The organism is Haladaptatus sp. DYF46, from assembly GCF_021083305.1.
Classification (GTDB): Archaea; Halobacteriota; Halobacteria; order Halobacteriales; family Haladaptataceae; genus Haladaptatus.
Map to the genome: position 1 here is coordinate 1608982 of NZ_JAJFAY010000001.1, position 14246 is coordinate 1623227.

15 protein-coding genes are annotated in these 14246 nt (G+C 63.4%); 9 read left to right on the top strand and 6 right to left on the bottom strand.

What is annotated here, in order from left to right:
- Nucleotides 1-67 precede the first annotated feature (67 nt).
- From LJF34_RS08820 to LJF34_RS08830, 3 genes are all read left to right on the top strand, one after another.
- Nucleotides 68-739: an ATP-binding cassette domain-containing protein gene (locus LJF34_RS08820; RefSeq protein ID WP_231184598.1), complete on the top strand. Its 672-nt coding sequence runs from the start codon at nucleotides 68-70 to the stop codon at nucleotides 737-739.
- Nucleotides 736-1545, top strand: coding sequence for an iron export ABC transporter permease subunit FetB (fetB, locus tag LJF34_RS08825; RefSeq protein ID WP_231184599.1), 810 nt, complete (start codon nucleotides 736-738; stop codon nucleotides 1543-1545). Before LJF34_RS08820 ends, fetB begins: the two co-directional genes overlap by 4 nt.
- Before the next feature lie 124 nt (nucleotides 1546-1669).
- Nucleotides 1670-2623 carry a peptidoglycan-binding protein gene (locus LJF34_RS08830; RefSeq protein WP_231184600.1) on the top strand — a complete coding sequence of 318 codons (954 nt, stop codon included), beginning with the start codon at nucleotides 1670-1672 and terminating at the stop codon, nucleotides 2621-2623.
- A 59-nt stretch (nucleotides 2624-2682) separates the two neighbouring features.
- Here the strand turns inward: LJF34_RS08830 and folP are convergent, their stop codons facing one another.
- Nucleotides 2683-5124 (bottom strand): dihydropteroate synthase, encoded by a 2442-nt coding sequence (folP, locus tag LJF34_RS08835; protein WP_231184601.1) that lies wholly within the window; start codon nucleotides 5122-5124, stop codon nucleotides 2683-2685.
- A 67-nt stretch (nucleotides 5125-5191) separates the two neighbouring features.
- Nucleotides 5192-5722, bottom strand: a complete 531-nt coding sequence (locus LJF34_RS08840; protein WP_231184602.1) for an SHOCT domain-containing protein — start codon at nucleotides 5720-5722, stop codon at nucleotides 5192-5194.
- A 144-nt stretch (nucleotides 5723-5866) separates the two neighbouring features.
- On the opposite strand from LJF34_RS08840, the gene LJF34_RS08845 reads away from it, so the two are divergent.
- Nucleotides 5867-6673, top strand: a complete 807-nt coding sequence (locus tag LJF34_RS08845; RefSeq protein WP_231184603.1) for an alpha/beta hydrolase — start codon at nucleotides 5867-5869, stop codon at nucleotides 6671-6673.
- 31 nt (nucleotides 6674-6704) lie between these two features.
- Here LJF34_RS08845 and LJF34_RS08850 read toward each other — a convergent pair whose 3' ends face one another.
- Complete coding sequence (locus LJF34_RS08850) at nucleotides 6705-6968, bottom strand: zinc ribbon domain-containing protein (RefSeq protein WP_231184604.1); 264 nt, start codon at nucleotides 6966-6968, stop codon at nucleotides 6705-6707.
- Nucleotides 6969-7073: 105 nt separating this feature from the next.
- Between LJF34_RS08850 and LJF34_RS08855 the strand changes: the two genes are divergently transcribed.
- Nucleotides 7074-7679: a hypothetical protein gene (locus LJF34_RS08855; protein WP_231184605.1), complete on the top strand. Its 606-nt coding sequence runs from the start codon at nucleotides 7074-7076 to the stop codon at nucleotides 7677-7679.
- A gap of 156 nt (nucleotides 7680-7835) precedes the next feature.
- On the opposite strand, the gene purH is transcribed toward LJF34_RS08855, so the two are convergent.
- Nucleotides 7836-9452 carry a bifunctional phosphoribosylaminoimidazolecarboxamide formyltransferase/IMP cyclohydrolase gene (purH, locus tag LJF34_RS08860; RefSeq protein ID WP_231184606.1) on the bottom strand — a complete coding sequence of 539 codons (1617 nt, stop codon included), beginning with the start codon at nucleotides 9450-9452 and terminating at the stop codon, nucleotides 7836-7838.
- Nucleotides 9453-9619: 167 nt separating this feature from the next.
- Between purH and purB the strand changes: the two genes are divergently transcribed.
- Both purB and LJF34_RS08870 read left to right on the top strand, forming a co-directional pair.
- Complete coding sequence (purB, locus tag LJF34_RS08865) at nucleotides 9620-10996, top strand: adenylosuccinate lyase (protein ID WP_231184607.1); 1377 nt, start codon at nucleotides 9620-9622, stop codon at nucleotides 10994-10996.
- 90 nt (nucleotides 10997-11086) lie between these two features.
- A complete protein-coding gene (locus LJF34_RS08870) occupies nucleotides 11087-11737 on the top strand; it encodes a hypothetical protein (protein ID WP_231184608.1) in 651 nt (216 codons plus the stop codon).
- Between the two features lie 40 nt (nucleotides 11738-11777).
- Here the strand turns inward: LJF34_RS08870 and LJF34_RS08875 are convergent, their stop codons facing one another.
- A complete protein-coding gene (locus LJF34_RS08875) occupies nucleotides 11778-12149 on the bottom strand; it encodes a hypothetical protein (protein WP_231184609.1) in 372 nt (123 codons plus the stop codon).
- Between the two features lie 87 nt (nucleotides 12150-12236).
- Here LJF34_RS08875 and LJF34_RS08880 point away from each other — a divergent pair, with 87 nt between their 5' ends.
- Nucleotides 12237-12455, top strand: coding sequence for a zinc ribbon domain-containing protein (locus tag LJF34_RS08880; protein ID WP_231184610.1), 219 nt, complete (start codon nucleotides 12237-12239; stop codon nucleotides 12453-12455).
- A 34-nt stretch (nucleotides 12456-12489) separates the two neighbouring features.
- Nucleotides 12490-12882, top strand: a complete 393-nt coding sequence (locus LJF34_RS08885; protein ID WP_231184611.1) for a DUF5518 domain-containing protein — start codon at nucleotides 12490-12492, stop codon at nucleotides 12880-12882.
- A 258-nt stretch (nucleotides 12883-13140) separates the two neighbouring features.
- Here LJF34_RS08885 and LJF34_RS08890 read toward each other — a convergent pair whose 3' ends face one another.
- Entirely contained in the window at nucleotides 13141-14244 is a 1104-nt protein-coding gene (locus LJF34_RS08890) for a M20 family metallopeptidase (RefSeq protein ID WP_231184612.1), read from the bottom strand.
- Between the last annotated feature and the right edge of the window lie 2 nt (nucleotides 14245-14246).

A 14246-nucleotide genomic window follows, 5' to 3' on the forward strand; every position in this document is an offset into this window, starting at 1 on the left:
AATATCGAGCATCGATACCGTCCGGAGGAGGATTCAAAGCCGTGTCCCCCGTACCGGCGGACGACGCATGGGGACCAAACTCGAAACCGAACGACTCACGCGGGTCGTCGCCGGGGACCGAATCGTCGATGGCGTTTCCATCTCGGTGTCCGAGGGGGACGTACTCGCGGTGCTCGGACCGTCCGGGTCGGGGAAATCCTCGCTCCTCCGGCTCCTCAACCGCCTCGACGAACCAACGGAGGGAACCGTGTTTCTCGACGGGACGGATTACCGCGACCTCCCGCCGCGGGAGGTCCGGCGGCGAATCGGAATCGTCCCCCAGTCGCCCGCGCTTCGTGACGGAACGGTGTTCGAGAACGTGACCATCGGTCCGCGACTTCGCGGCGAGACGGTCGGACGGGAAACCGCGGAGGAGTTGCTGGCACGGATGAACCTCGACGGCTACGCGGACCGCGACGTCTCCGACCTGTCCGGCGGCGAAGCACAACGCGTCGCCATCGCCCGGACGCTCATCACGGAACCCGAGGTACTCCTGCTCGACGAACCCACATCGAGTCTCGATTCGGCGTCGGAAGCGAAAGTCGAGACGCTCCTCGAAGGACTCATCCACGAAACCGACCTCACGACGGTCCTCGTCACCCACGACGATTCGCAGGCGCGTCGGTTGGCGGACCGCGTTGCGATGCTCGAAGACGGGCGGGTCGAATCGGTCGGTCCGGTGTCGGAGGTGATGGCGTGAGCTTCTTCGACCAGTTCGGGAACCCGGACGTGCTACGAGGTCTGATGCAGGTCGCCGTCGCCTCGGTGCTGGCGCTCGTCGTCCTCGGCGTCTCCGCCGTCCGAAGCCTCGACCTCGAAACGGAACTCGGTCGGTCGTTCGTCCGCGGGTTCGTGCAGGTGATCGCGATGGGGTCGGTCATCGGAATCCTCTTCTCGGTGAGTCTGGCGTGGAGCGCGCTCGTCCTCGCGGCGATGATGGGAATCGCCGCGTGGATTTCGAAGGACCGCGGCGAGGACGTTCCCGGCGTGTTTCGCGTCTCGCTCGTCGGCATCGCGTTCGGGTCGGGACTCGTCATCGTCACGATGGTCGCCGCCGGTGCGATAGAGGCGTCAGTCCGGAACCTGATTCCCGTCGGCGGGATGGTCATCGCGAACGCGATGAAGACGAACTCGCTCGCGCTCGACCGGTTCAAAGGCGAGATAGAGTCGAACCGCGCGGAAATCGAGGCGGTGCTCGCGCTGGGCGTCGCCCCCGAAAACGTCGTCTCCGAGTACGTGACGACGAGCGTGCGGGCGTCCCTGATTCCGATGGTGGAGTCGCTGAAAAGCCTCGGTCTGGTGTACATCCCCGGCATGATGTCCGGGATGATTCTCGCGGGCGCGAACCCCATCTACGCCGCCGAGTACCAGTTCGTCATCATGGCCATGCTGTTCGCCGCCGGCGGACTGACGAGCATGGCGAGCACCCTCCTCGTCGGTCGCTACGCGTTCACCGAGGCGGAGCAGTTGAAGCGGTTCGGCGGGTCGGAAACGAGCGCGGGATAGCGTCGATAGCAGTTTCTATTGATGCCTAACTCGGTGTATATCTTAACACGGATACATAACATTCATTTAAAGCTAGATAATATTTTAATAATATTACTTCAAATATGAATCTGGTCAACACCAAATGACACACAAACGGACGCGTCGAAACTTCCTCAAGAGTGCCGCAGTCGCATCAATCACCATCCCCACCATCTCGGCGACCACGAGCGCCGCGTCGGCCGATTTCGTCTGGCCGGTGTCCGGTCAGATCACCTCGGACTACGGGTGGCGAACGATCAACGGTGAGAGCGACTTCCACGACGGACTCGACATCGGCGGCTCGCTCGAAACGCCCATCTACGCCGCCCGGAGCGGCACGGCGTACATCGCCGACTACCCCGGGAGTTACGGAACGCTGGTCTACATCGAACACGGCGACGGCTATCGAACCGAGTACGGCCACGTCAACAGTTATGACGTGTACGACGGCGAGTACGTCAGCCGCGGCGAGCAAATCGCGGGCATGGGCGCGGAAGGCAACTCGACGGGCGTCCACCTGCACTTCCAAGTCGAACGGAATGACAGCGCGTTGTCGCTCCCCGGCAACGTCGGCGACTACATCACACACGGCACTGGGATTCCGAAAGACTTCCCCGGTATCGGTGGCGACAGTGGTGGTAGTTACAGTTGGCCCGCCCTCGTTCGCGGCGACAACGAAGAGGCGGTCTACTCCATCCAGTACCTCCTCGAAGCACACGGCTATGATCTCTCCCACGATGGCAGTTTCGGCCCCGAGACGGAGAGCACCGTGAAGAGCTTCCAGAGCGCAAACGGGCTCACCGTGGACGGCTACGTCGGCCCGAACACGTGGAGCGAACTCATCATCTACGTGACGGGCACGGAAACCCCGCACTGGCCGACGTACGCCGCACAACACCACCTGCGCGACGGCGAGGGCTACTCGCTAGACGTGGACGGCGACTACGGCCCGGAGACCGAGAGCGTAATCAGGGATTTCCAGTCCGACGCCGGAATCACCGTAGACGGCATGGTCGGACCGAACACGTGGCAGGCGCTCATCGACATCGGCAACTGAGTGGCGATCGAAAAGTGAATCGACCGACGATTTTTCGACCAAAAACGGGAGGCGAGTCCTTACTCCTCGCGTTCCGCGTTCGCCGCCTCGACCGCACGGACGGCGGCGACGTTCTCTTCCACGTCGTGAACCCGGACGATGTCCGCGCCGCGTTCGGCGGCGATGGTCGTTCCGGCAATCGTCGCGGCCGTTCGGTCCTCGTCCGCGACGTCGTCGAACATCGACTTGTGCGAGTGACCGATGAGGACGGGACAGTCGAGGGCGTGGAGTTCGCCCGTCCGACCGAGGAGGGAGAAACTCTCCTCGGGACGCTTGCCGAACCCGAGACCGGGATCCACGATTATCTTGTTCCGGTCCAGTCCGGCCTTTTCCGCGAGTAAAACGCGCTCTTCCAGTTCCGCGATGACGTCCTCGACCACGTCGTCGTATTCGACGGTGTGGCTCGGAACGACAGGCGCGTCGAGGCTGTGCATGACCACCAACGGCGCGTCGTACTCCGCGGCGACGAAGCGCATTTCGGGGTCCTCCAACCCGGACACGTCGTTCAGGATGTCCGCGCCGGCCTCCAGCGCCGCGCGGCCGACCTCGGCCTTTCGGGTATCGACCGAAATCATCGCGTCGAGGTCGCTGATTCGCTCGATGACGGGGACGATGCGCTCGATTTCCTCCTCGTTCGAGACCTCCTCGGCACCGGGTCGCGTGCTCTCGCCGCCGATGTCGATGATGTCCACGCCCGCTTCGACCATCCGTTCCGCGCGGTCGATGGCGTCCTCGTGTGCCTCGTACTGTCCGCCGTCGTGGAAACTGTCCGGGGTCACGTTGAGGATACCCATCACCGCGGTTCTGCCCTCCCACGGGTAGCCGTGGCCGTTCGAGTCGTCGTCGGTCAATTGCTGGATTCCCAGCGTCTCGCGGAGGTCGTCGGCGAAGACCGACAGTCCGTAGGGGCCGTCGTCGAGCGTTTCGGCGAGTCGTTTGTACTGGGCCAGCGTCCCCATCAACAACACGTCGATGTTCTCGTCGTTCCGCTCCTTGAGTCCGGAGCGGGCACATTCGCCGCCGAGGGCCACCATCTCCTCCTTGAGACGTTGTGCCTGCCGGGTCTGGACGCGCGTTTTCACCACTCGGTGGACCGCTTTGCCGCGCGTTCGAACGCTTTCCGTGTGCCCGACGTGGCTGGCCTCCAGCGCGTCGCGCGCGTCGTCCACGTCGGCGATGCGTTTCGGAATCTCCGCCCGCGTCCAGCGGGTCCGCGCCTCCGCCACGGCGAACAGCGACCCCACGACGAGGACGAAATCGTCCTCGTCCGCCGCCGCGAGCACACCGTCGAGCGCGCTTTCGACCGAGCGGACGCGTTCGACGCGTTCGACGCCGCGGTCCTCGAACACCCGTGCGACGACCGCGACGTCCTCCGCACGGTCGATGTTCGCGTGAGTGGCGACGACGTGGTCCGGCGTCGGAAGCGCGTCCGCCATCCCCTCGATGTCCTTGTCGTGCATCGCGCCGAAGACGAAATGGAGGTCGTCGTAGTCGAACTCGGCGATGGTGTCGGCGAGGGCTTCACACGCACCGGGATTGTGCGCCCCGTCGAGCGCCACGAGCGGGTCCGACCCCATCACTTCGAACCGACCGGGCCAGAACCCCTTTCGGAGTCCGCGGGCGAGTTCGGCTTCGGTCACGTCGGCGACCTGCCGGGCGAGCACCGCCGCGATGCCCGCGTTTTGGGCCTGATACTCGCCGAGGAGCGGAATCGAAGTTTCGACGTTCCAATCCGGACCCGACAGCGAAATCGCGGCCTCGGTGTGGTTCGTCCGTCCCTCGTAGATGGCCTGTACGTCGTAATCCTCGCCGTCACCGACGACCAGAACGTCGCCCGCTTGTCTTCGAATGGCATCGAGAGCGTCCCCCGTCGCGCCGGTGACGAGCGGCGCGTTTTCGGGTGCGACGTGGGCTTTGTCGGTGGCTATCTCTTCGACCGTCTCGCCGATGATACCCGTGTGTTCCAGCGTGACGCTCGTGACCGACGAGGCGACGGGGTCCACGACGCTCGTCGCGTCGTACCGTCCGCCGATGCCGACTTCGAGGACGGCGACGTCCACGTCCTCGCGGGCGAAATACCAGAGCGCCATCGCGGTCATCCCCTCGAAGAACGTCGGCGAGTCCCCACGAGCCGCCCGTTCGGTCACGTACCCCGAGACGGCTTCGACGTACTCGACTATCGCCGTCTCCGTTATCTTCCGCCCGTCGACCGTGATTCGCTCGCGAACGTCATCGAAATGCGGCGACGTGTACAACCCGACCGACAGCCCCGCTTCGCGGAGGATTTGTTCCGTCATTCGGGCCGTACTGCCCTTGCCGTTCGAACCCGCGACCTGTACGAAGCGTCCACCCTCGTGCGGGTCACCGAGGTGTGCGAGGAGGTTGGCGGTGGAGCCCGTCCCCGGCTTCGGGCGGAACCGCCGCAAGTCGAAAAGAAAGTTCGCCGCCTCGTGGTAGTCCATATCTGTGAGGACAGAAGCCGAGCGCTTTAGATTGTCGGAGTTGGAGTCGAGTCTTCCCGCCGCCGGGTCAGAACTCCCGTTCGAACTCGCGGCTCCTCCGTCCGTCGCCGCGTCGGGTTTTCGTCCGTTCTCGTTCTCCTTCCTCGTCGTCCATCAACCGCATCATACGCCGTTCGAACTCGTGTTCGCCGATTTCGTCGGCGACGTACTTCGATTTCAGTTCCTCCATCCGGTCCCGCTTCGTCGGTTCGACGCGTTCTTCGAGGCCGAACTCGCGGGCCTTCGGGGAGAACCGCTCGGCGATGCGGGCGAATACGGCGAGGCGGTCGCTTCGCGGCATCGAAACACGCCGCGCCGCGCTCCAAACCATCCAGACGAACAGGACGGTGGCGAGGAGTCCGTCCAGTAGAAACGTGACGATGTACGGAAACCCGGCACGGAAGAACGCGAAGAGGAGCGGCGTGTTCGCGTACGCCGGACTCCCGAGGGCGGCGAGGGTCGCAACCGTGCCGAACACGGCGATGCCGACGAGGAGGACGAGCGAGAACACGAACCCCGCGAACAGCGTCTTGACCTTCGTGCTGGAGAGCGCTCTCATCGCGTGGAACTCCGTCGCCGTTCCACTTCAACTCGTCCGTTCCGTTTGTCAGCGGCCGGGGACATGCCGGTGAGGGGTCGGAAACCGTCCCGAGATGGGGCCGGGTTCAGTGTTTTTGCCCGTCCGTGGCCTATGGTCTCCACCATGTCGTACGCACGGTGTAACGGAGCCGACCTGTACTTCGAGGACGAGGGAGACGGAACGCCACTCGTGTTTCTCCCCGGCGTGATGACGGGGGTTCGTTTCTTCACCCACCAACTGGCGTCCTTATCGGACGACTACCGGATCATCGCGCTCGACTACAGGGGCCACGGGCGCTCCGAGAAGACGGAAACCGGTCACACGGTGCCACAGTACGCTCGTGACCTACACGCGTTCCTCGGCCACCGAGACCTGCACGACGTGATTCTCGTCGGGTGGTCGATGGGCGCGCTCGTGTCGTGGGAGTACCTAGACCGGTACGGGGCCGACCGAGTTCAGGCACTCGTCGACGTCGATATGTCGGCATCGGCGTTCGCGTGGGATGACTACGGCCACGGGAACAACGATTTGGGACGGCTTACCGAAACACTCGAACTCGTCCAGACGAGCCACGAAATGCTCATCGAGGGGCTCATCGGAGCGGCGTTCGCGGATCCGCCGTCCCCCGAGACGAGAGTGCTGGTGTTCGACGAACTCTCGCGCACGCCGCCACCCATACAAGTCAAGAGCGCGATTCTGTTCGACTACACGATGCGCGACTACCGCGACGTGCTTCCCGACATCGAACTTCCGACGCTCGTCTGTGCCGGAAGGGACGAAAAATGGCGAACCGTCGCCGCCGTCCGGGACGTCGCGGACCGCCTCCCGAACGCCGAGTTCGAACTGTTCGAGGAGAGCGGCCACTGCATCACCCTCGAAGAACCCGAACGGTTCAGCCGTCGCGTCGAATCGTTCGTGGAATCCCTGTGAGGACGGCGGGGATTCGCGTTTCCATCGATTTTTACCCGTCAGCCATCGACCTACCACAGTATCCACAGAACGCATCGCTCACGGTGTTCCGTGCGCCGCACTCCGGACAGTTGCGTTTCGGCTCCGTCGGCGTCGCGTCGAACAGACCGCTCCAATCGGCCAGTTTGATGACGGCGAGGACGAGGAGAACGTCGAGAATCCACCCGACGGGACCCATGAACGCGAACAGGACGAAGAAGGCTCCGACGACGACTGCGAGCGCGAGGTAGACGCCGTGTTCCGCTCGGAAATTCATAGATGATGGTCAAGGAGAGCGGGCATAAGTTTTCTCTCAGTACGTCCGGCATGCGTTGACATAGTCACCGTGCGTTTTTGTATCGAACAAACATTTGAAGAACGAATGTTGCACTTCTGTCCACGGTGCAGGAACGCCGACGTCGAGAAGCCGGTTCTCGATTCAGCGAACGGGTACGCGACCGCCGAGTGTCCGGAGTGTGGCGAGCGCTTTCGGTTCCGATATTTCCCCTTGTATACGTTGGAAGGAGCGCCGGGCGTCGGAAAATCCACGACCGCGGGTTTTCTGGACGGAGAAATCTCCCCGTCGATTTACGAGGGCGACCTACACATCGATTTGACGAACGGAAACCTGTCGTGGGAGGCCATCTGCGACCTCGATTTCCGCATCTGCATGACGCTCCACGCGACCGGAAAGCAGGCGCTCTTCGTCGGCGGCGTCCACCCCCACGACCTCACCGACAGCCCCGAGACGCGCTATTTCTCGGGTATCGAACGCTGTGCGCTCGTCTGTGACGACGCCGACCTCGAAGAACGGTTACGCGAACGGTCGATGGCACAGGAGGGAATCGATTTCATGCTCGACGTCAACCGCTGGTACCGAGAACGGGGGGCTGACCGGGATATCGAAGTCATCAACACCACCACCGCTGACCCCGATACGGTCGCTCAACGGGTTCGCACGTGGCTCGAAAAGAACGGGAACCGGTAGTCGATTCGCTTCGCTCAGTCGTAGCGAAAACACCGTCAGAGCACGCTCTGACGAGCTTCAGACATTCCTCGCTTCGCTCGTCATGTCTGAAACCGCGCGAGACGGTCGCCCTCCGGGTGCTGCGTCTCGCTGGCTTCCGGCACTCAATCGCTTCGCTCAATCGTGCCGGAAGCACCTACTCCCGGTGAACACCATCGCCATTCCGTGTTCGTTCGCGGCCTCGATGACGTCGTCGTCGTTCACCGACCCGCCGGGTTGGATGATGGCCTCGATACCCGCCTCGGCGGCCTCCTCGACGGCGTCCGGGAACGGGAAGAAGGCGTCGCTGGCCATGACCGCGCCGTCAGCGTCCTTGCCCTCGGCGTCGCGGTCAGCCTTCATTTTGGCGATTTCCACCGCGTCCACGCGGCTGACCTGTCCCGCGCCGACGCCCACCGTCTCGGTGCCCTTGGCGAACAGGATGGCGTTGGACTTGACGTGTTTGATGGTCTGCCACGCAAAGAGCAGGGAATCCAATTGCTCCTCGGTCGGTTCGCGCTCGGTGACAATTTCGAGGTCCGCACGGGTCGGGTCCTGCATGTCGCGCTCCTGCACGAGTCGGCCGCCCACGAGGTCCTTCTCGGTATGCGTTTCCGTGATTTCGCCGAGGTCGGAGACCTCCAACACGCGGAGATTCTTCTTCTCGCAGAGGGTCGCCAGAGCGTCGTCGGTGTATCCCGGCGCGACGACGACTTCCTTGAACGAGTCCACGATCTGGGTCGCGGTGGCGTCGTCACACTCGCGGTTCAGGGCGACGATGCCGCCGAACGCGCTCTTCGCGTCCGTCGAGAGGGCGCGCTCGTAGGCCTCGGCGAGCGAGTCGGCGACGGCACATCCGGCGGGGTTGGTGTGTTTGATGACCGCACAGGCAGGGCGGTCGAACTCCTTGACGAGGTTCAGCGCGCCGTTGGCATCGTTGTAGTTGTTGTACGACAGCGCCTTCGCGCCCTCGTTCAACTGCTCGGCGTGGACCACGCTGGCCTCCTCGCACGTCGCGTCGGCGTAGAGCGCGGCGTCCTGATGCGGGTTCTCCCCGTATCGGAGGGTGGCGGTGCGGTCGAACGATTCGACCTTTCGAGCGGGGAGTTCCTCGTCCGTATCCGCCTCGACGTGGACCTCGTTCGCGTCGAAATCGACGTCGACGTCTCCTTCAGCGAACCAACGCACTGCGCGCGGATACGCCTTGAACTCGCCTTGATAGAGGACGCGCTCCTTCAGCGTCTCGTCGTCGTCACCCTCGTACACCGGAACCGGTTCCTGCGTGACGATGGGGCCGTTGTCGACCTTCGAGCGGTCCACCTCGCCCGCGTCGTCCGTCGCGTCGGTGACGACGTGAACCGTGCAACCGGTCGTGCTCACGCCCGCGTCGAGCGCGTCGCCCCACGCGTCCATGCCGGGGAACGACGGGAGCAAGGACGGGTGGACGTTGAGCGTCGTCGGCGCGCCGTCCAAAAACTCGTCCGAGAGGATACGCATGTAGCCGTCGAGACAGACGAGGTCGAACTCGTAGTCCGCGAGCGCATCGAGGACTCGGCGTTCGTGTTCCTGCCGCGATTCGTCGTCGCCCCGTTCGACGACTTCCGTGGGAATCCCCCGCTTTTCGGCCTCGTCCAGTACCGGCGCATCCGCGCTGTTAGTGAGGACGACAGCCAGTTCCGCCCCGCCCGGCGCGAGGTCCGCGATGTGCATGAGGTTTCGGCCTCGGTTCCCGGCCATACCCGCAATCCCTGTCATACGAAAAGGACGGCGGGGCGAGGCCAAAGTAGTTGCGGTCCAGCGACGTATTCTATGCAATATCGTGTATATATCCCGGAGCCGTATCGTTATTTTTCGGTTTTGTATGCATACTTGTGCGTCACCGGACCGACACGCTTTTGCCGAACCGAACGGCAGGCACACGTATGGACTCCCTTTACGCCGTCTCGCCGATAGACGGGCGCTACGCCGGTCGAACCGCGCCGCTCCGCGACTACGCGAGCGAGGCCGCACTCATGCGTGCCCGCGTGCGAGTCGAGATAGAGTACCTCATCGCCCTGTCCGACCTCGACGCGACGCCGTTCGACATCAGGGCGGACGACCGCGACGAACTCAGCGCCGTCTACGAGGAGTTCGACGCCGAGGACGCCGAAATCGTCAAAGCGCTCGAAACCGAGGGTTACGAGGACTACCCCGCGACGAACCACGACGTGAAGGCGGTCGAATACTTCGTCCGTCGCTCGCTCCCCGACGGACTGGACCTCGGGTCGTGGATCCACTTCGCGCTGACGAGCGAGGACGTGAACAACCTCGCCCACCGTCTGCTCGCCAAACCCGCCGTCGAGGAGGTCCTACTCCCCGAACTCGCCGCCGTCCACGACGAGTTGGCGGACATGGCCCACGAGTACCGCGACGTTCCGATGCTCGCCCGGACCCACGGACAACCGGCGACGCCGACGACGTTCGGCAAGGAAATGGCCGTCTACGCCGCCCGTCTCGGACGAGCGGTCGGCGAAATCGAACGCGCCGCCGAATCCCTCTCGGGCAAACTCGCGGGCGCGAGCGGCACCTACGCGGCCCACGTCGCCGCCTATCCCGACGTCGATTGGCGGGCATTCTCCCGCGAGTTCGTGACGGGTCTCGGCCTCTCCCACACCGCGCTCGCCACACAGGTCAACCCGTGTGACGACCTCGCGGAACTGTTCGACGCGCTTCGCCACGCCAACACGATTCTTCTCGACATGGACCGCGACATCTGGCTCTACGTCAGCGACCGCTACCTCGGGCAACTGACCACCGAAAGCGAGACCGGCAGTTCGACCATGCCCCACAAGGTCAACCCCATCGACTTCGAGAACTCGGAAGGCAACCTCTCGAAGGCCAACTCGGACCTCACGTTCCTCGGCGACTATATCACCACCTCCCGTCTCCAGCGCGACCTCTCGGATTCCACCGTCAAGCGAAATATCGGGAGCGCGTTCGCCTACTGCCTCCTCGGCTACACGAAGGCCCAAGACGGCCTCGGAAAGGTCGTCCCCAACGAGGAGGTCATGCGCGAGGAACTCGAATCGACGCCCGAAATCATCGGCGAAGCGGTACAGACCATCCTCCGACGCGAAGGCCACGGCGACGCCTACGAACGCGTCAAGGCGCTCACCCGCGGGAAACGGGTCACGCTCGACGACTTCCGCGACCTCTTCGACGAACTCGACGTGGACGAGGACGTGCGCGAAGAACTCCACGCGCTGACGCCCGCCGGGTACACGGGAATCGCCGCCGACCTCGCGGACGACCTCGACTGAGTTCACCGAGCCAACGACCGAATTCTTCGACCCGAACGAGCGACTTTCCAGCCCAAACCGTTACGCTCGCTCCCGTCGTCACCCGTTTTCATGCCGTCGAAATTCGAGCGACGCCGCCTATTGGAACCCTTCATCGCGGTCGTCGCGCTCGCATACTGGTATTTCGTTCGTCCGTGGCACTTGCGGTGGGGTGCGACCGACGAGGAAGTCGACGGGTCCCTTCCGGGCGACGACTTGCTCCGTGACCCCAACGAAGAGATCACCCACGCCGTCACCATCGACGCACCCGCGGAGGACGTATGGCCGTGGCTCGTCCAAATCGGGCAGGGACGCGGGGGCTTTTACAGCTACGACGTGCTGGAAACCCTCATCGGTGCGGACATCCACAACGCCGACCGAATCGTTCCCGAGTATCAGGACCTCGAAGCGGGGGACACCGTCCGGCTCGCGCCGGAGGACTATCCGGTACAGACGCCCGAATCCGCGCCCGAAGCGGTGGTCGTCGACCCCGAGCGTGCCGTTGTGCTCCAACCGCCGGGTCCATCGCCTCGATGGACGTGGGCGTTCGTCCTCCATCCGATGAACGACGGGACGACTCGGTTCGTCGTTCGGATGCGCACGCGGGGTAAACGAACCCTCCGCGGCAAAGCGGCAGATTTCCTGTTCTGGGAACCTGCCCACTTCGTCATGGAGCGAAAGATGCTTCTCGGGGTGAAACGGCGTGCCGAGTCGACGACGTGAAAATCGGGAGAGAGCGGGGACCGAGCCGACTCGCGTCGGGTTACTTGTAGTAATCGCGCTTGCCGTATACGTAGGCCAACAGCAGAACGCCGATGATGATACTGATGATGGCAAAGCCGTTCCCCGTCAGTAGTTTGAACACGTCAGACAGAAGGCTCAGCCCGTAGACGATCAGCGTGAGCGTCCACGCCCATGGTTGGAGCGTCCAGAGACCCCACGCGACGACGAGTTGGGCCGCCGAAAGCACCATGGCGACAATTCCGACGATGAATCCGACGGGAGAGGAAAACAGCGCGACGAAACCACCGAAGAGTCCGAGGACGCCGCTGATAACGGCGAGAACGCAGAGTATCTTGATTCCGAGCGGGGCGGTGCGGGGTTTGTTTCCGTACGTGGAGTGAGTTGTACCCATACGTATCGATAGAAAGTGAAGTGTAATAAGCTTCGTTGACGTATCGACCACGAAGTATTTATCCATCGGATACGCATTCCTCGCCGTATGGACCCCGATACACACGGTACCTCCGGCTGCCCGAAATGCGGTCACACCGAAGTAACCACGGACTCCATCTCGACCACCGGCGGCGGGTTGAGCAAGATGTTCGACATCCAGACGAAGAGTTTCACCGTCGTCTCCTGTTCCAACTGCGGCTACTCCGAACTGTACAAGGACGTCGGCAACCGCGGAAGCGACATCGTGGACGTCTTCTTGGGCTGAAGCGCTACCAACCGCCGTGTTCCATCATACCAACATGACAAACAGCGATTCCATCATTCACGCGCTCGTCGGAGCGGTCGTAACCACAGTCGTGTTCTTCATCCCGTTTTCCCCCGTCATCGGCGGCGCTGTCGCGGCCTATCTGGGTCGAACGACGACTGGCGACGGAATTCGAGTCGGTGCAATCTCGGGTGTAATCGCGACGATTCCGATGGCACTCGTCGGACTGTTCGCCGTAAGTATCCTCTCTTTCGCGTACATTCCGAACGGGTTCTTGATTCTAATCGTCCTTTTTGGCACCCTCTCGATGCTCTATACGGTCGGACTGAGCGCACTAGGTGGTTTCCTCGGCGCATATCTGGTCGACGAGTTCGAAGACACGCGACGCCACCGCGAAAAACACACACCACGGCGAGATTTTAAATAGGAACACGCGACCACCCCGTGGCGTGGTAGTCGAACCGGTCGAAGGGATTTTCGTCGTCCTCGCATCTCTGCTGTCTGTCGGTATCGATGGCGAGCGACGGCGTTTCCGAGTGCGATCCGCCCCGATTCCTTCGCGAATGACAGGATTGCCGATTACCACCGACCCGTCACGGATATTCGCTCTCGACCGTCCACCGCCGGGCGTGCTTCCGTCAAAGCGATGTTCGCCAACCCACCGAGAGTGCCAACAGTGTCCCCGTCAGCGAACGAGCGTTCGGAGCGTCCGTTCCACCGCATCCGCGGCAGCACGTACCTCGTCGACATCGACGTACTCCCGCGGGCCGTGTGCGACGGCCCCGTTGTCATCGGATAGGACGCCCGGCCCGAAGACGACCGTCGGAGCGACCGCCGCAAAATAGGACGCCTCGGTCGCCGCTCCGAAGGGGCGGACGTCGCCGCCGCTGGCGTCGCGGAGCGTTCGCACCACCGTCGAATCGGCGGGCGTGTCGAAAGCTTCGAGAAACGGCGTTTCGCGTTCGGCGAGCGAAACGTCCACCTCGACGGACCCCGATACGGCGTCCCGAAGGTGTGATTCGAGGGAACGTCGGAACTCCTCTGCACCCTCCGGCGGGACGCTACGCCGGTCGATGACGAACGAACAGTTCGCGGGGATTTGGTTCGTCGCCGTCCCCCCGCTGACCGTCGTCGGCGTGAGCGTCGGCGCGCCGAGTTCGGGGTGTTCCCGGTCGGAATCGAACGTGGAGAGCGCCGTCAACACGGGGCTCAACCCGCGTATCGCGTTGACACCCGCTTCGGGATGAGCGGCATGTGCGTTCTCCCCGCGGATCGTCACCGTTCCCTGAAATCGGCCACGTGCGGCGTTACACACGTCGAGACCGGTTGGTTCGCCGACGATGACGCCATCGGGGGGCATCTCGCTCTCACCCCTGCCACCGTTCGAGGAGAGGAAATCGAGCGCGGCCGCGCCCGTCGAGTCCGTCTCCTCGTCGGGCGTCACGGCGAGCGTCACCCGGCCTCGGTTCGGTTCGACCGCGAGAAGGGCATCGAGAAGCGCCGCGAGCGGTCCTTTCGCGTCACAAGAGCCACGGCCACGGATCCGGCCTCCGTCGCGCGCAAACGGAACGTGCGGCGGGACGGTGTCGATATGGGTGTTCAGGACGATGTGCGGGCCGTCTTCGTCGCCGATACGCTCTGCAAGGACGTTTCCCGCGTCGTCAACAGTCGCCTCGACACCTTCGGATTCGAGGGTTTCGACGAGAAGGGTTCGCATCTCGTCAACCGACTCGTGCGAAGGCGTTTGGACGGCCGTTTCGAGGAACGAAACCGGGTCGAAATCGACCACGG

Excerpts from the sequence above, each read along its gene's own strand:
- LJF34_RS08820 (WP_231184598.1), top strand. The coding sequence starts at position 68 with ATGGGGACCAAACTCGAAACCGAACGACTCACGCGGGTCGTCGCCGGG.
- LJF34_RS08830 (WP_231184600.1), top strand. The coding sequence starts at position 1,670 with ATGACACACAAACGGACGCGTCGAAACTTCCTCAAGAGTGCCGCAGTC.
- folP (WP_231184601.1), bottom strand. The coding sequence starts at position 5,124 with ATGGACTACCACGAGGCGGCGAACTTTCTTTTCGACTTGCGGCGGTTC.
- LJF34_RS08840 (WP_231184602.1), bottom strand. The coding sequence starts at position 5,722 with ATGAGAGCGCTCTCCAGCACGAAGGTCAAGACGCTGTTCGCGGGGTTC.
- LJF34_RS08845 (WP_231184603.1), top strand. The coding sequence starts at position 5,867 with ATGTCGTACGCACGGTGTAACGGAGCCGACCTGTACTTCGAGGACGAG.
- LJF34_RS08850 (WP_231184604.1), bottom strand. The coding sequence starts at position 6,968 with ATGAATTTCCGAGCGGAACACGGCGTCTACCTCGCGCTCGCAGTCGTC.
- LJF34_RS08855 (WP_231184605.1), top strand. The coding sequence starts at position 7,074 with ATGTTGCACTTCTGTCCACGGTGCAGGAACGCCGACGTCGAGAAGCCG.
- purH (WP_231184606.1), bottom strand. The coding sequence starts at position 9,452 with ATGACAGGGATTGCGGGTATGGCCGGGAACCGAGGCCGAAACCTCATG.
- purB (WP_231184607.1), top strand. The coding sequence starts at position 9,620 with ATGGACTCCCTTTACGCCGTCTCGCCGATAGACGGGCGCTACGCCGGT.
- LJF34_RS08870 (WP_231184608.1), top strand. The coding sequence starts at position 11,087 with ATGCCGTCGAAATTCGAGCGACGCCGCCTATTGGAACCCTTCATCGCG.
- LJF34_RS08875 (WP_231184609.1), bottom strand. The coding sequence starts at position 12,149 with ATGGGTACAACTCACTCCACGTACGGAAACAAACCCCGCACCGCCCCG.
- LJF34_RS08880 (WP_231184610.1), top strand. The coding sequence starts at position 12,237 with ATGGACCCCGATACACACGGTACCTCCGGCTGCCCGAAATGCGGTCAC.
- LJF34_RS08885 (WP_231184611.1), top strand. The coding sequence starts at position 12,490 with ATGACAAACAGCGATTCCATCATTCACGCGCTCGTCGGAGCGGTCGTA.